Origin of the sequence: Streptomyces sp. NPDC059695, from assembly GCF_042733785.1 — a bacterium.
Classification (GTDB): domain Bacteria; phylum Actinomycetota; class Actinomycetes; order Streptomycetales; family Streptomycetaceae; genus Streptomyces.
The window spans coordinates 22,730-42,413 of record NZ_JBHWFF010000004.1 but is presented as its reverse complement, the minus strand read 5'-3'; the positions used below and the strand labels follow the sequence as shown (position 1 = coordinate 42,413).

General features: G+C 73.6%; 17 protein-coding genes. 5 read left to right on the top strand and 12 right to left on the bottom strand.

The window, feature by feature from the left end; all coding sequences use genetic code 11:
• Nucleotides 1–67: 67 nt before the first annotated feature.
• From ACFV2S_RS06895 to ACFV2S_RS06860, 8 genes are all read right to left on the bottom strand, one after another.
• Nucleotides 68–1,408, bottom strand: a complete 1,341-nt coding sequence (locus ACFV2S_RS06895) for a sulfate adenylyltransferase subunit 1 (RefSeq protein ID WP_385554935.1) — start codon at nucleotides 1,406–1,408, stop codon at nucleotides 68–70.
• Nucleotides 1,408–2,346, bottom strand: coding sequence for a sulfate adenylyltransferase subunit CysD (gene cysD / locus ACFV2S_RS06890; protein ID WP_385554933.1), 939 nt, complete (start codon nucleotides 2,344–2,346; stop codon nucleotides 1,408–1,410). The genes ACFV2S_RS06895 and cysD overlap by 1 nt, the downstream gene beginning before the upstream one ends.
• Nucleotides 2,343–2,909, bottom strand: a complete 567-nt coding sequence (gene cysC / locus ACFV2S_RS06885) for an adenylyl-sulfate kinase (RefSeq protein ID WP_385554931.1) — start codon at nucleotides 2,907–2,909, stop codon at nucleotides 2,343–2,345. Before cysC ends, cysD begins: the two co-directional genes overlap by 4 nt.
• Nucleotides 2,906–3,613: a phosphoadenylyl-sulfate reductase gene (locus tag ACFV2S_RS06880; RefSeq protein WP_385554929.1), complete on the bottom strand. Its 708-nt coding sequence runs from the start codon at nucleotides 3,611–3,613 to the stop codon at nucleotides 2,906–2,908. The genes cysC and ACFV2S_RS06880 overlap by 4 nt, the downstream gene beginning before the upstream one ends.
• Nucleotides 3,610–3,789 (bottom strand): hypothetical protein, encoded by a 180-nt coding sequence (locus tag ACFV2S_RS06875; RefSeq protein WP_385554927.1) that lies wholly within the window; start codon nucleotides 3,787–3,789, stop codon nucleotides 3,610–3,612. The genes ACFV2S_RS06880 and ACFV2S_RS06875 overlap by 4 nt, the downstream gene beginning before the upstream one ends.
• A complete protein-coding gene (locus ACFV2S_RS06870; protein ID WP_385554925.1) occupies nucleotides 3,786–5,483 on the bottom strand; it encodes a nitrite/sulfite reductase in 1,698 nt (565 codons plus the stop codon). The genes ACFV2S_RS06875 and ACFV2S_RS06870 overlap by 4 nt, the downstream gene beginning before the upstream one ends.
• 136 nt (nucleotides 5,484–5,619) lie before the next feature.
• Complete coding sequence (locus ACFV2S_RS06865; protein ID WP_310591794.1) at nucleotides 5,620–5,703, bottom strand: putative leader peptide; 84 nt, start codon at nucleotides 5,701–5,703, stop codon at nucleotides 5,620–5,622.
• A gap of 179 nt (nucleotides 5,704–5,882) precedes the next feature.
• Nucleotides 5,883–6,452 carry a GNAT family N-acetyltransferase gene (locus ACFV2S_RS06860; protein ID WP_385554923.1) on the bottom strand — a complete coding sequence of 190 codons (570 nt, stop codon included), beginning with the start codon at nucleotides 6,450–6,452 and terminating at the stop codon, nucleotides 5,883–5,885.
• A gap of 224 nt (nucleotides 6,453–6,676) precedes the next feature.
• Here ACFV2S_RS06860 and ACFV2S_RS06855 point away from each other — a divergent pair, with 224 nt between their 5' ends.
• Entirely contained in the window at nucleotides 6,677–7,780 is a 1,104-nt protein-coding gene (locus ACFV2S_RS06855) for a hypothetical protein (RefSeq protein WP_385554922.1), read from the top strand.
• Nucleotides 7,781–7,805: 25 nt separating this feature from the next.
• Here ACFV2S_RS06855 and ACFV2S_RS06850 read toward each other — a convergent pair whose 3' ends face one another.
• Complete coding sequence (locus tag ACFV2S_RS06850) at nucleotides 7,806–9,098, bottom strand: GAF domain-containing protein (protein WP_385554920.1); 1,293 nt, start codon at nucleotides 9,096–9,098, stop codon at nucleotides 7,806–7,808.
• 322 nt (nucleotides 9,099–9,420) lie between these two features.
• On the bottom strand, nucleotides 9,421–11,058 hold the full coding sequence (locus tag ACFV2S_RS06845) for an acyl-CoA dehydrogenase family protein (protein WP_385554918.1): 1,638 nt from the start codon (nucleotides 11,056–11,058) through the stop codon (nucleotides 9,421–9,423).
• Nucleotides 11,059–11,075: 17 nt separating this feature from the next.
• On the opposite strand from ACFV2S_RS06845, the gene ACFV2S_RS06840 reads away from it, so the two are divergent.
• Nucleotides 11,076–12,200, top strand: a complete 1,125-nt coding sequence (locus tag ACFV2S_RS06840) for a YihY/virulence factor BrkB family protein (RefSeq protein WP_385554916.1) — start codon at nucleotides 11,076–11,078, stop codon at nucleotides 12,198–12,200.
• A 137-nt stretch (nucleotides 12,201–12,337) separates the two neighbouring features.
• Complete coding sequence (locus ACFV2S_RS06835) at nucleotides 12,338–13,084, top strand: DUF6597 domain-containing transcriptional factor (RefSeq protein WP_385554914.1); 747 nt, start codon at nucleotides 12,338–12,340, stop codon at nucleotides 13,082–13,084.
• Here ACFV2S_RS06835 and ACFV2S_RS06830 read toward each other — a convergent pair.
• A complete protein-coding gene (locus ACFV2S_RS06830) occupies nucleotides 13,012–13,434 on the bottom strand; it encodes a VOC family protein (RefSeq protein WP_385554912.1) in 423 nt (140 codons plus the stop codon). The two genes, ACFV2S_RS06835 and ACFV2S_RS06830, sit on opposite strands and share 73 nt — an antisense overlap.
• A gap of 102 nt (nucleotides 13,435–13,536) precedes the next feature.
• On the opposite strand from ACFV2S_RS06830, the gene ACFV2S_RS06825 reads away from it, so the two are divergent.
• Complete coding sequence (locus tag ACFV2S_RS06825) at nucleotides 13,537–14,580, top strand: hypothetical protein (protein WP_385554910.1); 1,044 nt, start codon at nucleotides 13,537–13,539, stop codon at nucleotides 14,578–14,580.
• A gap of 96 nt (nucleotides 14,581–14,676) precedes the next feature.
• Here the strand turns inward: ACFV2S_RS06825 and ACFV2S_RS06820 are convergent, their stop codons facing one another.
• The gene (locus ACFV2S_RS06820) at nucleotides 14,677–15,669 is read right to left on the bottom strand and encodes a translation initiation factor 2 (protein ID WP_385554909.1); all 993 of its coding nucleotides are present in this window, start codon (nucleotides 15,667–15,669) and stop codon (nucleotides 14,677–14,679) included.
• A 58-nt stretch (nucleotides 15,670–15,727) separates the two neighbouring features.
• Here ACFV2S_RS06820 and ACFV2S_RS06815 point away from each other — a divergent pair, with 58 nt between their 5' ends.
• Complete coding sequence (locus tag ACFV2S_RS06815; protein WP_385554907.1) at nucleotides 15,728–19,675, top strand: peptidase C14 caspase catalytic subunit p20; 3,948 nt, start codon at nucleotides 15,728–15,730, stop codon at nucleotides 19,673–19,675.
• Nucleotides 19,676–19,684 lie beyond the last annotated feature (9 nt).

The window sequence follows — 19,684 nt, the reverse complement described above, 5'->3', positions numbered from 1 at the left end:
CGAGCGTGCCGCTGCCGACGCGGCCGCCCTCCTTCGCGAAGGTGGAGTAGATGTCGGTGACCATGATTTAGAAGTCCCACCCTTCTTCCTCGTCGACCGCGGCGACGGCCCTGGTCGTGGCGAAGGACTCGCCCGCCATGCCGGCCGCGAGCGTGGTGCCGTCCGCGGGGTCGATCAGCAGGAACGAACCCGTACGGCGGGAGTCCGCGTACGCGTCGAGCGCGAGCGGCTCCGCGGTGCGGACCACGACACGGCCGATGTCGTTGGCGACCAGCTGCCCGGGGTTCGGGTGCTGGGACAGGTCGTCCAGGGTCAGCCGCGAGGGGATGTCCTTGACGATCGCCTTGACCGTGCGCGTGGTGTGCTTGAGCAGGACCCGCTGGCCGACGGCGAGCGGCTGGTCCGCCACGTGGCAGACCGTCGCCTCGACGTCCTGGCTGGTGGCCGGGGCGTCGCCGCTCGGCGCGAGCAGGTCGCCGCGCGAGATGTCGATGTCGTCGGCGAGCCGGATCGTCACCGACTGCGGGGCCCAGGCGATGTCCACGGGCTCGCCCAGCGCGTCGATCCCGGCGATCGTCGACGTCCTGCCCGACGGCAGGACCGTGATCTCCTCGCCGACCCGGAAGGCACCGGCCGCGATCTGACCGGCGTAGCCCCGGTAGTCGGGGTGCTCCACGGTCTGCGGGCGGATCACGTACTGCACCGGGAAACGGGCGTGGCAGGCCGTCAGGTCGTGGCTGACCGGGACGGTCTCCAGGTGCTCCAGGACCGTCGGGCCGCCGTACCAGTCCATGTTCGCGGACGGCTCCACGACGTTGTCGCCGGCGAGCGCCGAGATCGGGATCGCGGTGATCTCCGGGACACCGAGCTCGGAGGCGTACGTCGTGAACTCCTCGGCGATCGCGGCGAAGACGGGCTCCCGGTACTCGACCAGGTCCATCTTGTTCACGGCCAGGACCACGTGCGGGACGCGGAGCAGCGCGGCGACGGCGGCGTGCCGGCGGGTCTGCTCGACGACACCGTTGCGGGCGTCGACCAGGACCACGGCCAGCTCGGCGGTCGAGGCGCCGGTGACCATGTTCCGGGTGTACTGCACGTGCCCGGGGGTGTCGGCGAGGATGAAGCGGCGGCGGGCCGTGGCGAAGTAGCGGTAGGCCACGTCGATCGTGATGCCCTGCTCGCGCTCGGCCCGCAGACCGTCGGTGAGGAGCGCCAGGTCGGGCGCCTCCTGCCCGCGCTTGAGGGACGCGGCCTCGACGGCCTCCAGCTGGTCCGTGAGGACCGACTTGGAGTCGTGCAGGAGACGCCCCACCAGGGTGGACTTGCCGTCGTCGACGGACCCCGCGGTGGCGAAGCGCAGCAGGGTGGTGGCCGAGACGTCGGCGAACTGCTCGGTGGACGTGCTCATTAGAAGTACCCTTCGCGCTTGCGGTCTTCCATCGCGGCCTCGGACATCTTGTCGTCGGCGCGGGTCGCGCCCCGCTCGGTGAGGCGGGAGGCGGCGATCTCGGCGATGACGGCGTCGAGCGTCGTGGCGTCGGAGTCGACGGCGCCGGTGCAGGACATGTCGCCGACGGTGCGGTAGCGGATGAGCCGCTTCTCGACCGTCTCGGTGTCCTTCGGGCCGCCCCACTCGCCGGCCGTCAGCCACATGCCGCTGCGGGCGAAGACCTCGCGCTCGTGGGCGAAGTAGATCTCCGGCAGCTCGATGCCCTCACGGGCGATGTACTGCCAGACGTCCAGCTCGGTCCAGTTGGAGAGCGGGAAGACGCGGACGTGCTCGCCCGGGGCGTGCCGGCCGTTGTAGAGCTGCCACAGCTCGGGGCGCTGGCGGCGCGGGTCCCACTGCGAGAACTCGTCGCGCAGCGAGAACACCCGCTCCTTGGCGCGGGCCTTCTCCTCGTCGCGGCGGCCGCCGCCGAAGACGGCGTCGAAGCGGTGCTGCTGGATCGCCTCGGTCAGCGGGACGGTCTGCAGCGGGTTGCGGGTGCCGTCCGGGCGCTCGCGGAGCTTGCCGGCGTCGATGTACTCCTGCACGGAGGCCACGTGCAGCCGCAGGCCGTGCCGGGCGACGACCCGGTCGCGGTACTCGATGACCTCGGGGAAGTTGTGCCCGGTGTCGACGTGCAGCAGCGTGAAGGGGACCGGCGCCGGGGCGAAGGCCTTCAGCGCCAGGTGCAGCATGACGATGGAGTCCTTGCCGCCGGAGAAGAGGATCACCGGCCGCTCGAACTCGCCCGCCACCTCGCGGAAGATGTGGACGGCCTCGGACTCCAGGGAGTCGAGGTGCGACAGCGCGAACGGACTGTCCGTGGCGTCGTGGGCGTGGGCGACGGTGGTGGTCACAGCAGACCCCTCTCGGTGAGCAGCGCGTGGAGCTGCGCCGCGGACTCCTGCACGGTCTGGTTCTGGGACTCGATCCGCAGATCGGGGTTCTCGGGTGCCTCGTACGGGTCGTCGACGCCGGTGAGGCCGCTGATCTCGCCCGCGGCCTGCTTGGCGTAGAGCCCCTTCACGTCACGGACGGAGCAGACGTCCACGGGGGTGGCCACGTGCACCTCGACGAAGGCGGTGCCCTCGGCGCCGTGGCGCTTGCGGACCGCCTCGCGGCTGTCGTTGTACGGGGCGATGACCGGGACCAGGACCTTCACGCCGTGCGAGGCGAGCAGTTCGGCGACGAAGCCGATCCGCTGCACGTTGGTGTGCCGGTCCTCGCGGCTGAAGCCGAGGCCCGCCGAGAGGAACTCGCGGATCTCGTCGCCGTCGAGGATCTCGACGGAGTGGCCCTCGTCGCGGAGGCGGCCGGCCAGCTCGTACGCGATGGTGGTCTTGCCGGCGCTGGGCAGGCCGGTGAGCCAGATGGTGGCACCGGTCACGTGGTTCTCCTGGGGTGTCTGAGTGTCCGTCATCCGTGCAGCCCGCACTCGGTCTTGGCCCGTCCGGCCCAGCGTCCGGCGCGGGCGTCCTCGCCCTCCTCGACGCGGCGGGTGCAGGGGGCGCAGCCGACGGAGGCGTACCCGTCCATGAGCAGCGGGTTGGTCAGGACACCGTGCTCCGTGACGTACGCGTCGACGTCGTCCTGCGTCCAGCGGGCGATGGGGGAGACCTTCACCTTCCGCCGCTTCTCGTCCCAGCCGACGACCGGGGTGTTCGCCCGGGTCGGGGACTCGTCGCGGCGCAGGCCGGTGGCCCACGCGCCGTACGCGGTGAGCCCCTCCTCCAGCGGCTTGACCTTGCGCAGCGCGCAGCACAGGTCGGGGTCGCGGTCGTGGAGCCTCGGACCGTGCTCGGCGTCCTGCTCGGCCACGGTCCGACGCGGGGTCAGCGTGATGACGTTGACGTCCATGACGGCGTCCACGGCGTCGCGGGTGCCGATGGTCTCCTCGAAGTGGTAGCCCGTGTCGAGGAAGACGACGTCCACCCCGGGGCGGACCCGGGAGGCGAGGTGGGCGACGACCGCGTCCTCCATGGAGGAGGTGACGCAGAAGCGGTCGCCGAAGGTGTCCACGGCCCAGCGGAGGATGTCCAGCGCGGAGGCGTCCTCCAGATCACGGCCGGCCTGCTCGGCGAGTGCCTTCAGGTCGGCCGCGGTCGCGTCCTGAGTGATCGTCATATCGCTTCCCTCCCAGGGGATTTCTCCGAAGTCGCCGGGGCCAGGAGCCCCAGGAACTTCAGCTGGAAGGCTCGGCTGCACGCGGCGCATTCCCAGGCGCCGTGACCCTGCTCGTTCGGACGCAGGTCCTCGTCGCCGCAGTAGGGGCAGTGGAACGGTGCGGCTCGCTCGCTCATGACAGCGCCTCCTCGGAGGCACGCGCCGCCCAGGTCGCGAAGCGCTCGCCGGTCTCGCGCTCCGCCTGGTAGCGCGTGAGGACCCGCTCCACGTAGTCCGGGAGCTCGGCCGCGGTGACCTTGAGGCCGCGGACCTTGCGGCCGAAGCCGGCCCCCAGGCCCAGCGCGCCGCCCAGGTGCACCTGGTAGCCCTCGACGCGGTTGCCCTCGTCGTCCAGGACGAGCTGGCCCTTGAGGCCGATGTCCGCCACCTGGATGCGGGCGCAGGCGTTCGGGCAGCCGTTGATGTTGATCGTCAGCGGCTCGTCGAACTCCGGGATGCGGCGCTCCAGCTCGTCGATGAGCGAGGAGCCGCGCCCCTTCGTCTCGACGATCGCCAGCTTGCAGAACTCGATGCCGGTGCAGGCCATCGTGCCGCGACGGAACGGCGAGGGGGTGACCCGCAGGTCCAGCGCCTCCAGGGCGGAGACGATCGACTCGACCTGCGCCTCCTCGACGTCGAGGACGAGCATCTTCTGCTCGGCGGTGGTGCGGACCCGTCCGGAGCCGTGCGCCTCGGCGACCTCGGCGATCTTCGTCAGGGTGGCGCCGTCGACCCGGCCGACGCGGGGCGCGAAGCCCACGTAGAAGCGGCCGTCCTTCTGCCGGTGCACGCCGACGTGGTCGCGCCAGCGGCCCGCGGGCTGCTCGGGGGCGGGGCCGTCCGTCAGCTTCCGCTTCAGGTACTCGTCCTCCAGGACCTGGCGGAACTTCTCCGGGCCCCAGTCGGCGACGAGGAACTTCAGGCGGGCGCGGTTGCGCAGCCGGCGGTAGCCGTAGTCGCGGAAGATCGAGATGACGCCCTCGTACACGTCGGGGACCTCGTCGAGGGAGACCCAGGTGCCGAGTCGGACGCCGAGCTTCGGGTTGGTGGACAGACCGCCGCCGACCCAGACGTCGAAACCGGGACCGTGCTCCGGGTGCTCCACGCCGACGAAGGCGATGTCGTTGATCTCGTGGGCCACGTCGAGCAGCGGCGAGCCGGAGATCGCGGACTTGAACTTGCGGGGCAGGTTGGAGAAGTCCTTGTTGCCGACGATCCGCCGGTAGATCTCGTCGATGGCGGGGGTGCCGTCGATGATCTCGTCGGCGGCGATGCCGGCCACGGGGGAGCCGAGGATGACGCGCGGGGTGTCGCCGCAGGCCTCGGTGGTGGACAGGCCGACCGCCTCCAGGCGGTTCCAGATCTCGGGGACGTCCTCGATGCGGATCCAGTGGTACTGGACGTTCTGCCGGTCCGTGATGTCCGCGGTGCCACGGGCGAACTCCTCGGAGATCTCGCCGATCACCCGGAGCTGCTCGGTGGTCAGCCGGCCGCCGTCGATGCGGACGCGGAGCATGAAGTACTCGTCGTCCAGCTCCTCCGGCTCCAGCACGCCCGTCTTGGTGCCGTCCAGACCCTGCTTGCGCTGGGTGTAGAGGCCCCACCAGCGCATGCGTCCGCGCAGGTCGTTGGGGTCGATGGAGTCGAAGCCGCGCTTCGAGTAGACCGTCTCAATACGTGTCCGTACATTGAGACCGTCGTCGTCCTTCTTGAACTGCTCATTGCCGTTCAGGGGGGTGAAGTGCCCCACGGCCCACTGACCCTCGCCACGGTGGCGCCCGGCCTTGCGGCGGGCGGCGGCGGGAGTGGGGTTTTCCGGGGTGGCGGCCATGGCGTCTTGTCCTTCGGGACTGCGAGAGGGCGGCTCTGACCTGCACACTCACGCTCAGGTCAGAGGGTGGCGCGTCAGTGCGCAGCAGGATGGGGCAGAGTCGGGCTGTGAGGAGATCGCGGCGGTGCTGGTTCTCTCAGCGCGCCGGACAGATGGCGCTGGACATGCGGCCGAGGTCGACGTGCCGCCGACTCACCAAGGCAATTCCAGTTCCAGACATGACGGAAGCGTGTCACGGGACTTTGGACCCAGTCCAGCATCGTCCAGGATGCGGACATAGATGTCTCGCTAAATGAGACGGTGTGTTCCAGGTCACGCGAAAGGGGCCCCGGTCGGGGCCCCTTCGGCGGGCGCGGTGCACGGCCCGGGCGTGGTGCAGCGTGTGGTGCGGTGCGTGGCTCAGGCGTGGGCGCCGGGCCACGGGCCGGGGGTCTCCGACTCCTCGACCTCCTCCACCTTGGTGTCGAAGAGGCGGAAGCCGCGCCGCTCGTAGTTCGCCATCGCGTGCGGGCCGTCGAGCGAGCAGGTGTGCAGCCAGACCCGCTTCGTGGCCTCCCGGTCGGGCCAGCGCTCGGCCAGGTCCCAGGCGCGCGCGGTGCCGAAGGAGAGCAGGTGGCCGCCGATCCGGCGCCCGCGGAAGGCGGGGATCAGGCCGAAGTAGACGATCTCGACGACGCCGTCGGGCTGGGGGTCGAGCTCCACGTACCCGGCCGGCGTCCCCCGGTCGTACGCCACCCAGATCTCGGCGCCCGGCTTCTCGACGATCTCCTCCCACTGCTTGTACGTCAGCGGCAGGCGGTCGTTCCACCGGATGTCGCCGCCGACCGCCGTATAGAGGAAGCGGCTGTACTCCGGCGAGGGGACCGCGGCCCGCGCGATCGTGATGTCGTCGCCCTCCGGGGCGGGCGAGGGGCGGAGATCGGACGGCGAGGTCTGTTCGAGGGACCAGGTGGTGAGAGTGATGCTCATGGGGTCATCGCATCATGTGGAGCGCCGGATTCCCACCCCGTTCGGTACCGGCGGACACGCTGTCCGTCATACGGACACGCACCGCCCGCCCCGCTCCCCGCCGGCCGGCCTCCGGGGCACATGACCTCGGAGGTAATCGACCCCCGCACCGCCCTCCCGGCAGGGTGAGCGCACCGGGACGGCACAGGGCCGCACCCGGCGAGCGACGACACAAGGGGTACGGCATGGGTAAGGGGCGGCGCGGTCGTGCGGGCATCGCGATGGCGACGGCGATCGTCGCGGGAGCGGCGGCGGTCACGGTGACGACCGCCGAGGCGCTGCCGGGCGGGGCGGCCACGGCGGCACGGGGCGACTGCCCCGCGGCACGGGAGAAGGTCGAGCGGCTCGAAGGCCGCGTCACCCCCAACGCCTGCGCCTTCCTGGAGAGGCAGATCACCTTCGGCGAGATGGCCACCGGCACGCCGCCCGCGCCCGGTGACCTCACCCACCCGCGGGTCCGCGCCTACCTCGACATCTTCGACCCCGAGGCCACCCTCTGGGAGGCCGGGAGCGCCGCGCAGCGCGGCCACACCCCGATCGGCACCTCCATCACCGGCTCCCTGGGCCTCGTGCCCAGCCTGACCTACCGGGGCACGGACGTGGTCGCCGACGGCAGCACCGTGATGTTCGGGCAGTGGAACGAGGTCACCCTCAAGGGCCGTACCGTCGCCTATCCCCAGATCGCGCGGAACGTCCTCGGCGACGAGGGGCGCACCCTCCAGGCCCGCCGCTACTACGACCGGGCCGTCCTCTTCCGCGACACCCTGCCCGGGGAGGCGCCCGCCCCGCTCTTCGCGGGCGTCACGGACGCGGGATCGCCCCGCGACGCCGGCCGGGCCGAGGGCGCCGCGCCCCGGGGCCGGGACGCCTTGCGGGCCCGGGATGCCTTCCGGGCCCGGGCCGGGGAGACGCGGGAGCGCCTCGCCGCCTGGAACGCCGGTGACGCCGACGCCCTCCTCGCCCGCGTCGGGGGCGCGCGGCTCGGCGGGCCCGGACTCGCCGCGCCGCTCGTGTCCGAGGCCGGGAAGCGCGCCTACCTGGAGCGGCTCTTCGCCACCGCCGACCTCGACCTCAGGGCGGGCCAGGTCGCCGTCGGGGAGACCACCGCCTACGTGGAGTGGCACGGGACCGCCTCCGTGCGCGACGGCGACCGGACCCGCACCGGCATCCCCTTCGGGATCGTGGAGCGCTTCGGACCCGGCGGGGAGTGGGAGCTGTACTTCGACACCCTGCCGCTGGTCGCGGACGACGACGAGATCCGCCTCCTCTTCCGGAAGCTCGCCTCCTAGAGGTCGTCCGGGCGCGCCCCGCCGCTCAGGCGGGGTGCCCGGCGCGGACCGCGGGGGCGGTGGAGTGCGGCAGCAGGTCCTCCGGGCGGTCCGGGCGCAGGACCTCCACCGCCACCTCCTCGCGGAAGCGGTACGGGCGGTGGGCCAGGACCCCCGCCAGGTTCCGCCGCACCCGGGACATCTCCGCCCGTACGGTCACCGTCCTCGTACGGTCCCCGAACACGTCGTCCGCCAGCTCCGCGGCCGTCCGTCCGTCGGGGTGCAGCGCCAGGACGTAGAGGAGCTCCGCGTGCCGCGGGCTGAGCTCCTGCTGCCAGCTGCCCGCCACCCCCGAGACGGCGACCGTCCAGCGGCGCGGCCGGCTCAGGTCCAGGACCACCCGGCTCGGCTCCTGCGCGCCCGGCTCCTCGGGCCGTGCCTCCTCCTCGACCCGCAGCAGCCAGCCGCCCGGCAGGGGCTCCACCGCGCACACGCCCAGCGAGGGCAGCCAGACCCGCCCGGCCCGGAAGGACTTGGGCAGCACGATCCGGTCCACCGGCGCGAGTCCGGTCACGGCCGCCGTCCAGCCGTGCGCGTCCACCGCGACGGCCCGGCCGCCCACCCGGCACAGGATGGGCGCGGCCACCGCCCGCAGCCGCTCGACGGATCGGCGGTGCCGCTCCCGCATCTCGGCCTCGGCGAGCTGCGCCACCGAGCCGACCAGCGCCAGCATCGCCGGATGGAAGCTGGACGCGGGACCGCTCACGTCGAGGATGCCCAGGAGCCGCTGGTCGCGCGGATCGTGCACGGGAGCGGCGGCGCAGGTCCAGTTGTGCAGGGCCTGCACGTAGTGCTCGGCGGAGTGCACCTGCACGGCCCGGCCCATGGCGAGCGCCGTGCCGACCGCGTTGGTCCCGGTGGCGTGCTCGGTCCAGGCCGCGCCCTCCTCCAGGCAGATGGAGCTCGCCTGTCGCAGCACGGCGAGGTTTCCCTGACGCCACAGCACCCGGCCGTACTCGTCGGTGACCACCATGATCTGGAGCGAGGCGTCGGCGATGCCGGCGAGCCCGCCGCTCAGCGTCTGCATCACCTCGGCGAGCAGCGTGGTCCGGCGCCGCTGCTCCAGCTCGTCGCGCCGGAGCAGCACGGTGCTCGTGCCCTGGTCCGGGTCGAGGCCGAGCCGGGCCATCCGCTGCCAGGACGCGTCGATCACCGGGCGGGGCGCGATCGGGGGCCGGCGGCCCGCCAGGGTCTCCTCGCGCACCCGGTGCAGCAGCCGGGTGGCCTGAGCGGCGTCCATGGCGGCCAGCCGCTTCATGTCGAGCTGCGTGTTCTTCATCGGTCTCTCCCAGCCACCCGGGGTGCTGAATCGGTTCTGCACAGGGCAGATGTCCGGAGTGTCGGTGCCCATCGTGCCGTCCGGGACCGCCCGGCGAGGCCCGGTTCGGGTAATCCTGCAACCCTTTGCAACTCTGGCGAACGGCCGCCCCCTGCACGAGGGTGGTGCGAGCGGCGGGTGGTGCCGTGTCGGCGCAGCACCACCCCCGCTTTTCCGCGCGTACCGGCCTGACCGACACGAACACCCCTCAGGCCCACCCCTGGTACGCGCGGCTCAGCCTCACCGCGGTGCACACCGCCCCCGCGCCGGACCGGCCGCCGGCTCAGACCCCGACGCGCGCCCGCTCCACCAGCGCCCGCAGGTCCAGCGTGTGCGGCAGGGTCCCGAACGCCGCGCCGCCGTCCCCGCCGAGCCGCGCCGCGCAGAACGCGTCGGCCACCTCCGGCGGAGCCCACCGCACCAGCAGCGAGCCCTGGAGCACCAGAGCGATCCGCTCCGCCAGCCGCCGGGCCCGCGCCTCGACCCCCTCCAGGTCCGCGAGTTCGACGAGCAGGGCCCGGATCGCCCGGTCGAGCCGGTGATCGGCGCCCCGGGCCGCGCCCACCTCCCGGAGCAGCGCGTCGAGCGCGGCGGGCTCGGTCCGCAGCACCCGCACCACGTCCAGCGCCTGCACGTTCCCCGAGCCCTCCCAGACCGAGTTGAGCGGCGACTCCCGCAGCAGCCGGGGCATCCCCGACTCCTCCACGTACCCGTTGCCGCCCAGGCATTCGAGCGCCTCGGCCACCACCGGCACACACCGCTTCGTCACCCAGTACTTCGCCGCCGGAACGGCGATGCGGAGCAGGGCCGACTCCTCCGGGGTGCCGGCGTCGTACGCCGCCGCCAGCCGCATCGCGAGGACCGTCGACGCCTCCGACTCCACGGCGAGATCGGCCAGCACGTTCCGCATCAGGGGCTTGTCGACGAGCGGACCGCCGAAGGCCGAGCGGTACGAGGCGTGGTGCACGGCCTGTGCCACCGCCTGCCGCATCAGCGCCGCCGAACCGAGCACGCAGTCGAGCCGGGTCGCCGCCACCATGCCCATGATCGTCCGGAGCCCGCGCCCCTCCTCGCCGACGCGGCGCGCCCAGGTCGTGCCGTCGAACTCCACCTCCGCGGAGGCGTTCGACCGGTTGCCCAGCTTGTCCTTGAGCCGCTGGATCGCGAAGGCGTTGCGCGAGCCGTCCGCGAGCACCCGCGGCACCAGGAAGCACGTCAGACCCGCCGGGGCCTGCGCGAGGACCAGGAAGGCGTCCGACATCGGCGCCGAACAGAACCACTTGTGACCCGTCAGGACGAACTCGCCGTCGGCCGCGAGGGGGCGGGCCTCCGTCGTGTTCGACCGGACGTCGCTGCCGCCCTGCTTCTCCGTCATCGCCATGCCCAGCAGCGCCCCGGGCTTCTCCGCGACCGGCCGGAGCTCCCGCTCGTACACGTGGGAGAGGGCCGCCGGCTCCCAGACCTCCGCGAGCTCCGGCTCGGCGCGCAGCGCGGGCACGGCGGCGTGCGTCATCGACACCGGACAGCCGTGCCCCGCCTCCGCCTGCGAGGCCACCAGGAACCCGGCGGCGCGCCGCACATGACCCCCCGGACGGCCCCACGCGTCCGTGAGCCCGGCGGACACGGACCGCCCGAGGAGCCGGTGCCAGGCCGGATGGAACTCGACCTCGTCGATCCGGTGCCCGTACCGGTCATGGGTCCGCAGCCGGGGCGGATGCGCGTTCGCCTGCTCACCCCACTCCCGGACCTGCGCCGAACCGGACGCCCGCCCGAGCAGCGCGAGCTCCTCGCGCGCCTCCGCGAGGAGGTCAGGAGCGAGGTGCCGTTCGACCGCCTCCGCCAGCGCCGGGTCGCTCGTGAAGACGTCGTACCCCACCAGGGGCGGAGCCTGGTTGGTCACGGTGTGGGTGCTCGCTGCCATGCCGATACGGTAAGCAGGTGCAGGCAGCAAGAGAAACACCCGATCGGCCCGAGCGTCGGCCCTGGAGCAGGCTCCACCGCGCGCGCGTCCTCTACCGCAACGTCTCGAAGCGGAAGATGGTCTGGCTGCTCCTCAAGGACACCGTCAACTCGTGCATCGAGTACCGGATCCTCGGGCTCGCCGCCGAGGCCGCGTTCTTCACCCTGCTGTCCCTGCCGCCCCTGCTGCTCGGCCTGATCGCCGTCCTCGGCTACGCCGACGACTGGACCAACACCGACACCGTCGCCAGCATCCAGGAGAACATCCTCCACGCGGCCGGCACGGTCCTCTCCGACCGGGGCGTCCACGAGATCGCCGAACCCCTCCTCGACGACATCACCCAGGGGAAGCGTCCCGACCTGATCTCGCTCGGCTTCGCCATCGCCCTCTGGTCGGGGTCGCGCGCGGTGAACGTCTTCATCGACACCATCACCGTCATGTACGGACTCGACGGGCACCGCGGCATCGTCAAGACCCGGCTCCTCGCCCTGCTGCTCTACGTCGTGGCGCTGCTCCTCGGCGCCGTCGTCCTGCCGCTCGCGGTCGTCGGCCCCGACCGCGTCGTCGAACTCGTCCCCTGGGGCACCGAGGTGGTCGCCGTCCTCTACTGGCCGGCCGTCATCCTGCTCTCCATCGCCTTCCTCACCACGCTCTACCACGTGTCCGTGCCCGTCAGATCGCCGTGGATCGAGGACATCCCCGGCGCCCTCGTCGCGCTCGGGATGTGGGTCCTCGGCAGCTTCCTGCTGCGGATCTACCTGACCAGCCAGGTCGAGGGACCCACCATCTACGGCTCCCTCGCCGCCCCCATCGCGGTCCTCCTCTGGATCGGCATCTCCGCCTTCGCGGTCCTCGTCGGGGCCGCGGTCAACGCCGCGATCGACCGCGTCTGGCCGTCCGTCGCCACCGCCGCCGCCCGCGAGGCCAACGAGCGGGCCCGTGCCGTCCAGGCCGCCGAGCTCGTCGCCCGGGTGCGCGCCGAGGCGGAGGACGTCGACGAGGACGACCCGGACATGCCGTCCGAGTTCCCCGAGCGCTGGTCGAGGTTCCTCCCGCCCGACGACGTGAAGTCCCGGCTCCACTCCGGCTGGGAGAAGGACTGAGCTCACGCTCCCCGCGTACGGCTGGGGCCCCTCTCCGAGGACAGGGCCTCCCTCTCCTCGCGCAGGGCCTTCCTCTCCTCGGACAAGGGCCTCCTCTCCCCGCGTAGGGCCTCGCTGTCCCCGCGTAGGCTCGAAGGATGTACGCGGAGCGCCCCGCCCTGCTCGACGGAGCCGTGCTGTGGACCCGGACCGCGGTCGCCGGACCCGCGGAGCGGCGGTCCGTGCTGCCCGACGGCTGCATGGACCTGATCTGGGCCGACGGCCACCTCCTCGTCGCCGGACCCGACACGCGCGCGTACGTGCCCGCAGAGTTCGCCGCACGGTACGCGGGCGTCCGCTTCGCCCCCGGGGACGCCCCCCGCTTCTTCGGCGTCCCCGCCCACGAGCTCCGCGACCGGCGCGTCCCCCTCGGCGCGCTGTGGGACGGGGCGCAGGCGCGGCGGCTCGGCGAGCGGATCACGGACGCGCCCGACCCGGCCGCGGCCCTGGAGGAGCTCGTCCTGCGCAGGGCCGGCGACGTGCGCGCGCCCGACCCGCAGCTGCGGGCGGTCGTGGCCCGTCTCGCGGCCGGGCGGACGGTCGCCGACACGGCCGAGGAGGTCGGGCTCGGCGTCCGCCGGCTGCACCGGCGCTCGCTGGACGCCTTCGGCTACGGCCCCAAGACCCTCGCCCGCGTGCTGCGCCTCCAGCGCGCGCTCGCCCTGGTCCGGGCCGGGGTGCCGTACGCGGAGGCCGCCCTGCGCTCGGGCTGCGCCGACCAGGCCCACCTCGCCCGCGAGACCCGGGCCCTGGCCGGCACGACCCTCGGCGCCTACGCGCTCTCGGCGGGAGTGTCGGCGAACAGCGACACCCCGCTGCCGTCCGGGTCGAGGACCACCGCGTAGCGCTGCCCCCACACGGCGTCCCAGGGCTTCAGATGCCCCCGGTGCCCGGCGGCGACCAGCTCCTCGTACACGGCGTCCACCTCCTCCGGCGTACCGCAGCGGAAGGCGAGCTCGACCCGGTTCCCGCCCGACGGGCGCGTCCACCCGGGGTCGAAGGAGCGGACGACGTCCTCCGTGTCCCAGGCGATCCGCAGCCCGCCGGGCAGGGCCGCCTCCACGTGCGGGGCGGACTCGGCCCCGGCCGGGACGTCCAGACCGAGGCGCCGGTAGAAGGCGAGCGAGGCGGCCATGTCGGAGACGACGAGGCCGACGAGGTCGAAACGGGGAGTGATGCGCGGTGCTGTGTCCATGACCGCACGGTAGGCACGGGGGCCACGGCCGGTCTTGTACGAATCGGACGCGGCGCCCGGTCCCCTCCCGTACCGCCCGCCCCGGCGGCTACGGTCGGGCCCATGACCACGCGCGCGTACGGACGGACGTCCTGGCCCTGGGCCGCGGCGGCCGTCCTGCTGTTCTGGCAGACCTGGTACCTCTTCCACGTGTACGCCACCGAGAACTCCGGCGTGCGCTGGGACTGCGACTCCGAGGGCTGCGGCACGAACGACCTCGCGGGCCCGGCGATCCCCTTCGCGGTGGTCTCGGCGGTCCTCGCCACCGTGTTCGCCGCCCCCCGCCTGGGCGTCGGCGGCGCGGGTCTCGCCGCGCTCCTCGCCGCCTTCGGGCTCCTCGTCCGCCGGGAGGACGACCACGCGCTCCTCGCCGCGTACGGCCTCGCCGCGCTCGGCGTCGCTCTCGTCCTGACGGGCGCGGTCCGGGCGGTCGGCCGCGGGCCCGCAGAGGACCGGGACGAGAACCGGGACGAGAACCGGGAAGAGGACCGGGACGAGGACCGGGAGAGCCCGCACCCGCGGGGCCGCCCCGCGCTCCCCGCTCTGCTGCGCCTGCTCGTCGCACCGGCCACCCTGCTCGCCGCCGTCCCGGGAACCCTCGCCGCCACCGGGTTCGTCCTCGGCGCCCTCGACGGGCCGCGCTGGATCATGATGCTGGGCCTCAACGGGACCGTGGCCCTGCTCGTCGCCCTCGGCCGGGCACGGCTGGGCCACCGCCCCGGGGTGGCCGGGGGCCCCGTCCCCGCCAGGCGGGCCGCCCACGCGCCGGCCCTCCTGAACGCCCTCGGGACCCGGGGGACCGCCTTCGTCTTCGACCTGACCGTCCGGCCCGAGCGGGGCGCCCCGTACCGGATCGAGGTCGAGCACCCCCTCGACCTCCAGGACGTCCGTGTCCACCGCGCGGCCCTCGTGCGCCACGACCCCCGCCGCCCCTGGCTGGTCGACCTGCCCCAGGACCCGCCGGCCGCCGCACTGGCCCGCGCCCGCGCCGCCGCCGGGGACCCGGCCTCCGCCCCGCGTCTCCGGGCCCCCGCCCCCGGCACCCCCGCCCTGCTGGTCACCGGGGTGCTCACGACGGTGCTCGTGACCCTGCTCGCCGTGGCCTGAACAGGGCCGCGTCCCGACCCGTCCAGTACCGACCCGTTCTGTACCGACCCGCCCTGTGCCGACCCTTCCCGTACCGATCCGTCGCGTTCTCCCCGCTCACAGACCGCGGTCCGACATGACCTTCCGCTCGGCGCGCTCCACCGTGACCCGGCCGGCCGGGTCACCGCCGGCGCGCTCCACTGCCCCGCGTACCAGGGCGAGGTAGAAGAGGGCCGGCGCGCAGGGCGTCCACCGCTCCTCCGGCTCGTCCGCGAGGAAGCCGAGCACCGCCTCCGGATCCGCGTCCACGAACGCGAACCGGTCGTGCTCCCATTTGTCGGTGACGCCGCGCGTCCAGCGCAGACGCAGCTCCGGCTCGTCGAGCTCGGGTGCCACCGCGCGGAAGAACGCCGCCCACTGGTGGTTGACGAGGTCGAGCCCGAACCCGAGCAGCTCCACCCGGACCTCGTCCCCGTCGTGCACGGCGAGCTCCTCGAAGAGGGCGCGGCGCGCCACCGCGTGCAGACTGATCGGGCTGCCGTCCGGGGGCAGGTCGTGCTGCCTGGCCAGGCCCTCGTTGGCGGAGGAGTTCCACCGCGCGCTGTTCGGCCCGGCGACCTGGGCGCTGCGCCGGGAGAACAGCATCTTGCCGTCCCTGCCGGTCTCCAGGGCCACGTTGACGCCGAAGCTGCAGCTCATCCAGGAGGGCGCGTCGACCGGGTCCCTGCCGTCCAGGTACTGCTGGCGCAGCGTGAGGCCGTTGCGCTGCGGCCGGCTGTCCAGGTTCAGCGAGGTGGTGAGGAAGTCGAAGTAGTCGGCGTCCCGCAGGGCGAGCGACACCACGGGCTCCTCGGACAGATGCGTACGGGTGACCACGACCCGTTCGACCGCGAAACGCGCGTTGTTCCACCGGTGCGGCAGACCGCCGGCCTCCTTGCGCTCCTCCTCCGCCTCGATGGACCGCCGCCAGGCGGCGATCTCCTCGGGGAACTGCACCCGCTTCGACGTGTGCTTGACGTGGACGTTCTCCTCGTCGATGGGCCGGGTCCCGTCACCCTCGAAGAGATGACAGCCCGTCGCCCGGCCGACTACCGTGAACCTGTCGCGCATCGCCAACTCCACTGTTGAACAAGCCGTGATGGACACTCGGGGGGGTGCTGCCGGTCTCATGGTACGAAACAGCTCGGACGGGCGGCTGTCCTTACTGAAGGCCGAGCGGCGATCCTCCTCCCTGGTGGGCACCGTCGCCGTACCGGAGTACCTCCATCCGGACCCGGAGGAGCGGCGGAGGCTGCGCCGCCCGCAACTGGCCGAGATCCGCGACCGCTTCACGGAGACGATGCGGGAGGGGCTGGGGTTCGGGGAGACCCTCCAGGTCGACAGGGGTGGAGCGACCCGGCAGCAACTGTGGTCCGGACTGCAGGAGTTCCTGGCCGACGGGGCCCGAAGGAAGACCCTCTACTGGACGGGGCACGGCGTCCAGCGCGGCGACGAGGGCTACTTCCTCGCCTGCGCCGACTCCTGGCAGTCGGGAACGTTCGACCCCGCCCGGGCCGTCTCCCTCGTCGAGCTGGTCGGAACGCTGCTGCGGCCGGAGTACGAGTCGGACACCCTGCTGATCATCGACGCCTGCTCCTCGCAGAGCTACAACTCCCTGGGCGAGGCCGTACGGCACGCCGTCGACCTGGAGCGGCACCCCTCGGTGACCCGGGCACGGGAGAGCCGGCGGAAGGGGTTCGCCGTCATCGGCACGTCGGGGGCGGACGCGCAGGTGCCGGCGGGACGCTGGGTGACATGGCTGGAAGAGGCCCTGGCGAAGCCGGACTTCGTGGCGGACGACCAGGCCCGCCCGTTCGAGCCGTCCGCGCTGTATCTGCCGCTGCCCTATCTCTGCCGCGCCGTGGACGCGCGGGCCGCGGACGACGGCCTCGACGAACCCGCGCAGCGACCGGACTGCCGCGAGGTCCGGGCACTCCCCAACGACTTCCTCGACAACCCCCACTTCCGCCAGTCCGACCCGCCCGTGTACACGCCGGCCGTGCTCTCGCGCCGGAAGCCCTGGATCGAGGCGGAGCAGTTCGGTCTCGAGGACGACAGTCATCTGAGCCGGCACTTCGCAGGCCGACGGGACGCGCTGAGCCGCATCGTGCGCTGGATGGACACCCACCCGAAGGGTCTGCTCGCGGTGACGGGCCTGGCGGGCACGGGGAAGACGGCGCTGCTCGGCCGGCTGGCGCTCACCTCCCTGCCGAGCTGGCGGGAGACCCTCGGCCAGGACCTCGACCCCGCGACGCTGCCCCGGGCGGGGACCGTGCACGCGGCGCTGAGCTGCCGGGGGCAGTCCGCCCACTCGCTGGCCGCGCATCTCCGGGAGGTGCTGGCGGACATCGACGGGGCGCCGCCGCTGCCGCACGAGCCGGTGACGTCGGAGAGGTTCACCGACGCGTTCAGGGAGCTGGTCACCCGGGCGGGTTCGGTGAACCTGGTGTTCGACGCGCTCGACGAGGCACTCCCGGACCAGGCGTACGCGATCGCCCGGCACGTCCTGGGACCCCTGGCGAACACGCCCGGTGTGCGGGTGATCGTCGGTACCAGGACCCAGCCCCGCAGGCGCAACACCGCGCCCGCGGAGGAGGAGTCGCTCCTGGACACCCTGGAGCTCAGTGTCGAACCCGTGGTCCTCGGGGACGACGACGAGGCACGCGCGAGCATCACCGGCATGATGCTGTCCGTCCTGGACACCGGGCGTTCCCCGTACCGGGGTGAGGCGCGGCGGGAGGACCGCGAGTGGACGGCGGAGCTCGTCGCGGCGCAGAGCGGCGGCTCGTTCCTGCTGGCGCGCCTGGTCGCGACCGGACTCGCCCGGCGGACCACGGTCGCCGCCGACGCCGAACTGCTGGCGTCGGCCCGTGACGGCGGCATGGACCTGCGCACCCGCCTGGCGGAGGAGACGCGCCACCTGAGCGAGCAGCCCGGCGCACGGCGCGCCCACGAGGTGCTGCGGGCCCTCGCGGTGATCCAGGGCCCGGGGTTGACTCCGGACGCGGCCTGGCTGACGCTCGCCAACGGGCTGCGCGACACCGGCTCACCGGAGCTCACGCCGGAGGATCTGCGCCAGGTGTGCCGCAGTGCCGACGGCGGCATCGTCGCCACCCAGAAGGACGGCGCGCGGCGCACGGCCGGGCGGATCCGCTATCAGCTGGCCCATCCGAGTTACGGCGCGTTCTTCCTCTCCGGCGCCGGACTGCCCGCGCGGGAGGCGCACCGCAAGGTGCTGGACGTGCTGCGCGCCCGGGCCGGCGGCGACTGGGCGGGTGCCGACGAGTACACGCTCGAATACCTGGGCGCCCACGCCGCCCAGGTGGGGCCGGACGCCCTGCGGGAGCTCTTCGAGGACGTGGGATTCCTCCTGCGCACGAACCCCGATGTCATGCTGCCGCTCGCGGCGGGCCTGGCCCGGGACTGCGACGGCGCCGCCTTGTACGGCAGGGTCGCGAACGCCTTCCCCCGCGTCTCCGGCCCGCTGCCGCCGTCCGTCCTCCTGGAGCGCAAGGCCCTGCTCAGCGCCACCGCCTTCGTCAGCCACCGCGACGGGACGTACCGGACGCTCCGGCGCACCGAAGGCTTCCTGCCCTGGCAGGAGTACTGGACCGACGTCCCGCCGGACCCCCCGGAGTGGCGGCGCGCGGCCCCTTCGGGCGGTGCGCGGGCGCTGAGCTGGCGCGCCGGGACCGGGACGGTGGGGCTGACCCGCACGGACACCCTGACCGCCGGCGGACTGGGGGAGATCCACGTCCTGCACCCGCGCTCGGGCGCCCGGCTGCTGACCCGCCGGCTGCCCCGGACCGGCGGGGAGCGCGGACGCCCGCTGAGCGCCGTACGAGAAGTGGGAGCGGGAGCCGGCTGGGCCACCGTCGCCCACGACGATCAGGCCGTGTACTTCTGGCGCGGGAGCTCCCGGACGCCCGATCAGGAGTACGCGTGGGGCGGCACGGTGCGCGCCCTGTCGGTGGCCGAGCTGGACGGCGGGCGTGCGGCCCTGGCGGCGGACGGCGACCGGGTGTGGGTGTGGTTCTGGGAGAGCGGCACGCACCTGGACGTGCGGCTGAAGGAGGTCCGTCCGGCGGACGTCCGGCAGCTCGCGGCCCTCACGCTGGGTCCGCGGATGTTCGTCCTGGCGGCGGGGGACGCGAGGGTGGAGCTGTTCGAGGTGGACCGCGCCCGCAACGGTGACGGCGGACTGCGCGCGTCCCGGACCGATCCCGGTGTGACCCTGGCGGCACCGGCGCTGGACGCGGCGGCGTTCGCGGTCTCGCCCACGGAGGGCTTCCTCGCCGTGGCCGACGGGACGGCGGTGTACGTCTGGCGGTGCGAGGCCGTGTCCGGCCCGCCGGTCGTGGAGAAGGCGGGGACGTACCCGTCGAACGCGCGCGGCCTGGCCTTCGGACGGTACGGCGACGAGACGCTGCTCGCCGGATACGAGGAGGTGGCCGTCCGGATCTGGTCCGTCGGCCGGTCCGGACGCGAGGCCACGCTCGTTCTGAACGCCCCCCGGGAGGGTGCCATGGCGTTCGAACCGGACGGACAGGGACTGCTCGCGGTCGCCGACGGCCCGTACATCCGGGTGGTGGACGTGGTCCCCGCGCTGGAGGCCGGCTACGGGACGCAGCGCCGGCCGAGCAACGAGCGCCCGGTCCTCGCCCTGGCCGCCGCGCCGGACGGTCCGCCGCTGCTGTGCCGGGCCTGGCACGACCGGATACGGATCTCCCGGCCGAAGCAGGGGGCCCCGGCCGCCCTGCCGGCCGTGGAGCTCGGCCACGACGGATCCACGGTGACGGCGGTGGCCGCGGTGCGGGCCGCGGACGGCTGGACCGTGGCCGCAGCGGCAGGCCGGACCGTACGGCTGTGGCGGCTCGACGGCAACCTGTCGGTGGTCACCCACCGCGACATCCCGCTCGGCGGGGACGCGGGCCAGCCGGCCCGCGCGCTGAGCCTGGCCGGCGACCCGGCCGCGGGGCCCCCCCGGGGGGGGGGGGGGGGGGGGGGGGGGGGGGGGGCGGCGGGGCGGGCCGCGCCGCCCCCCCGGCGGGGGGGGCGGGGTGGGGGGAGTGCCTGAACGCCCCCG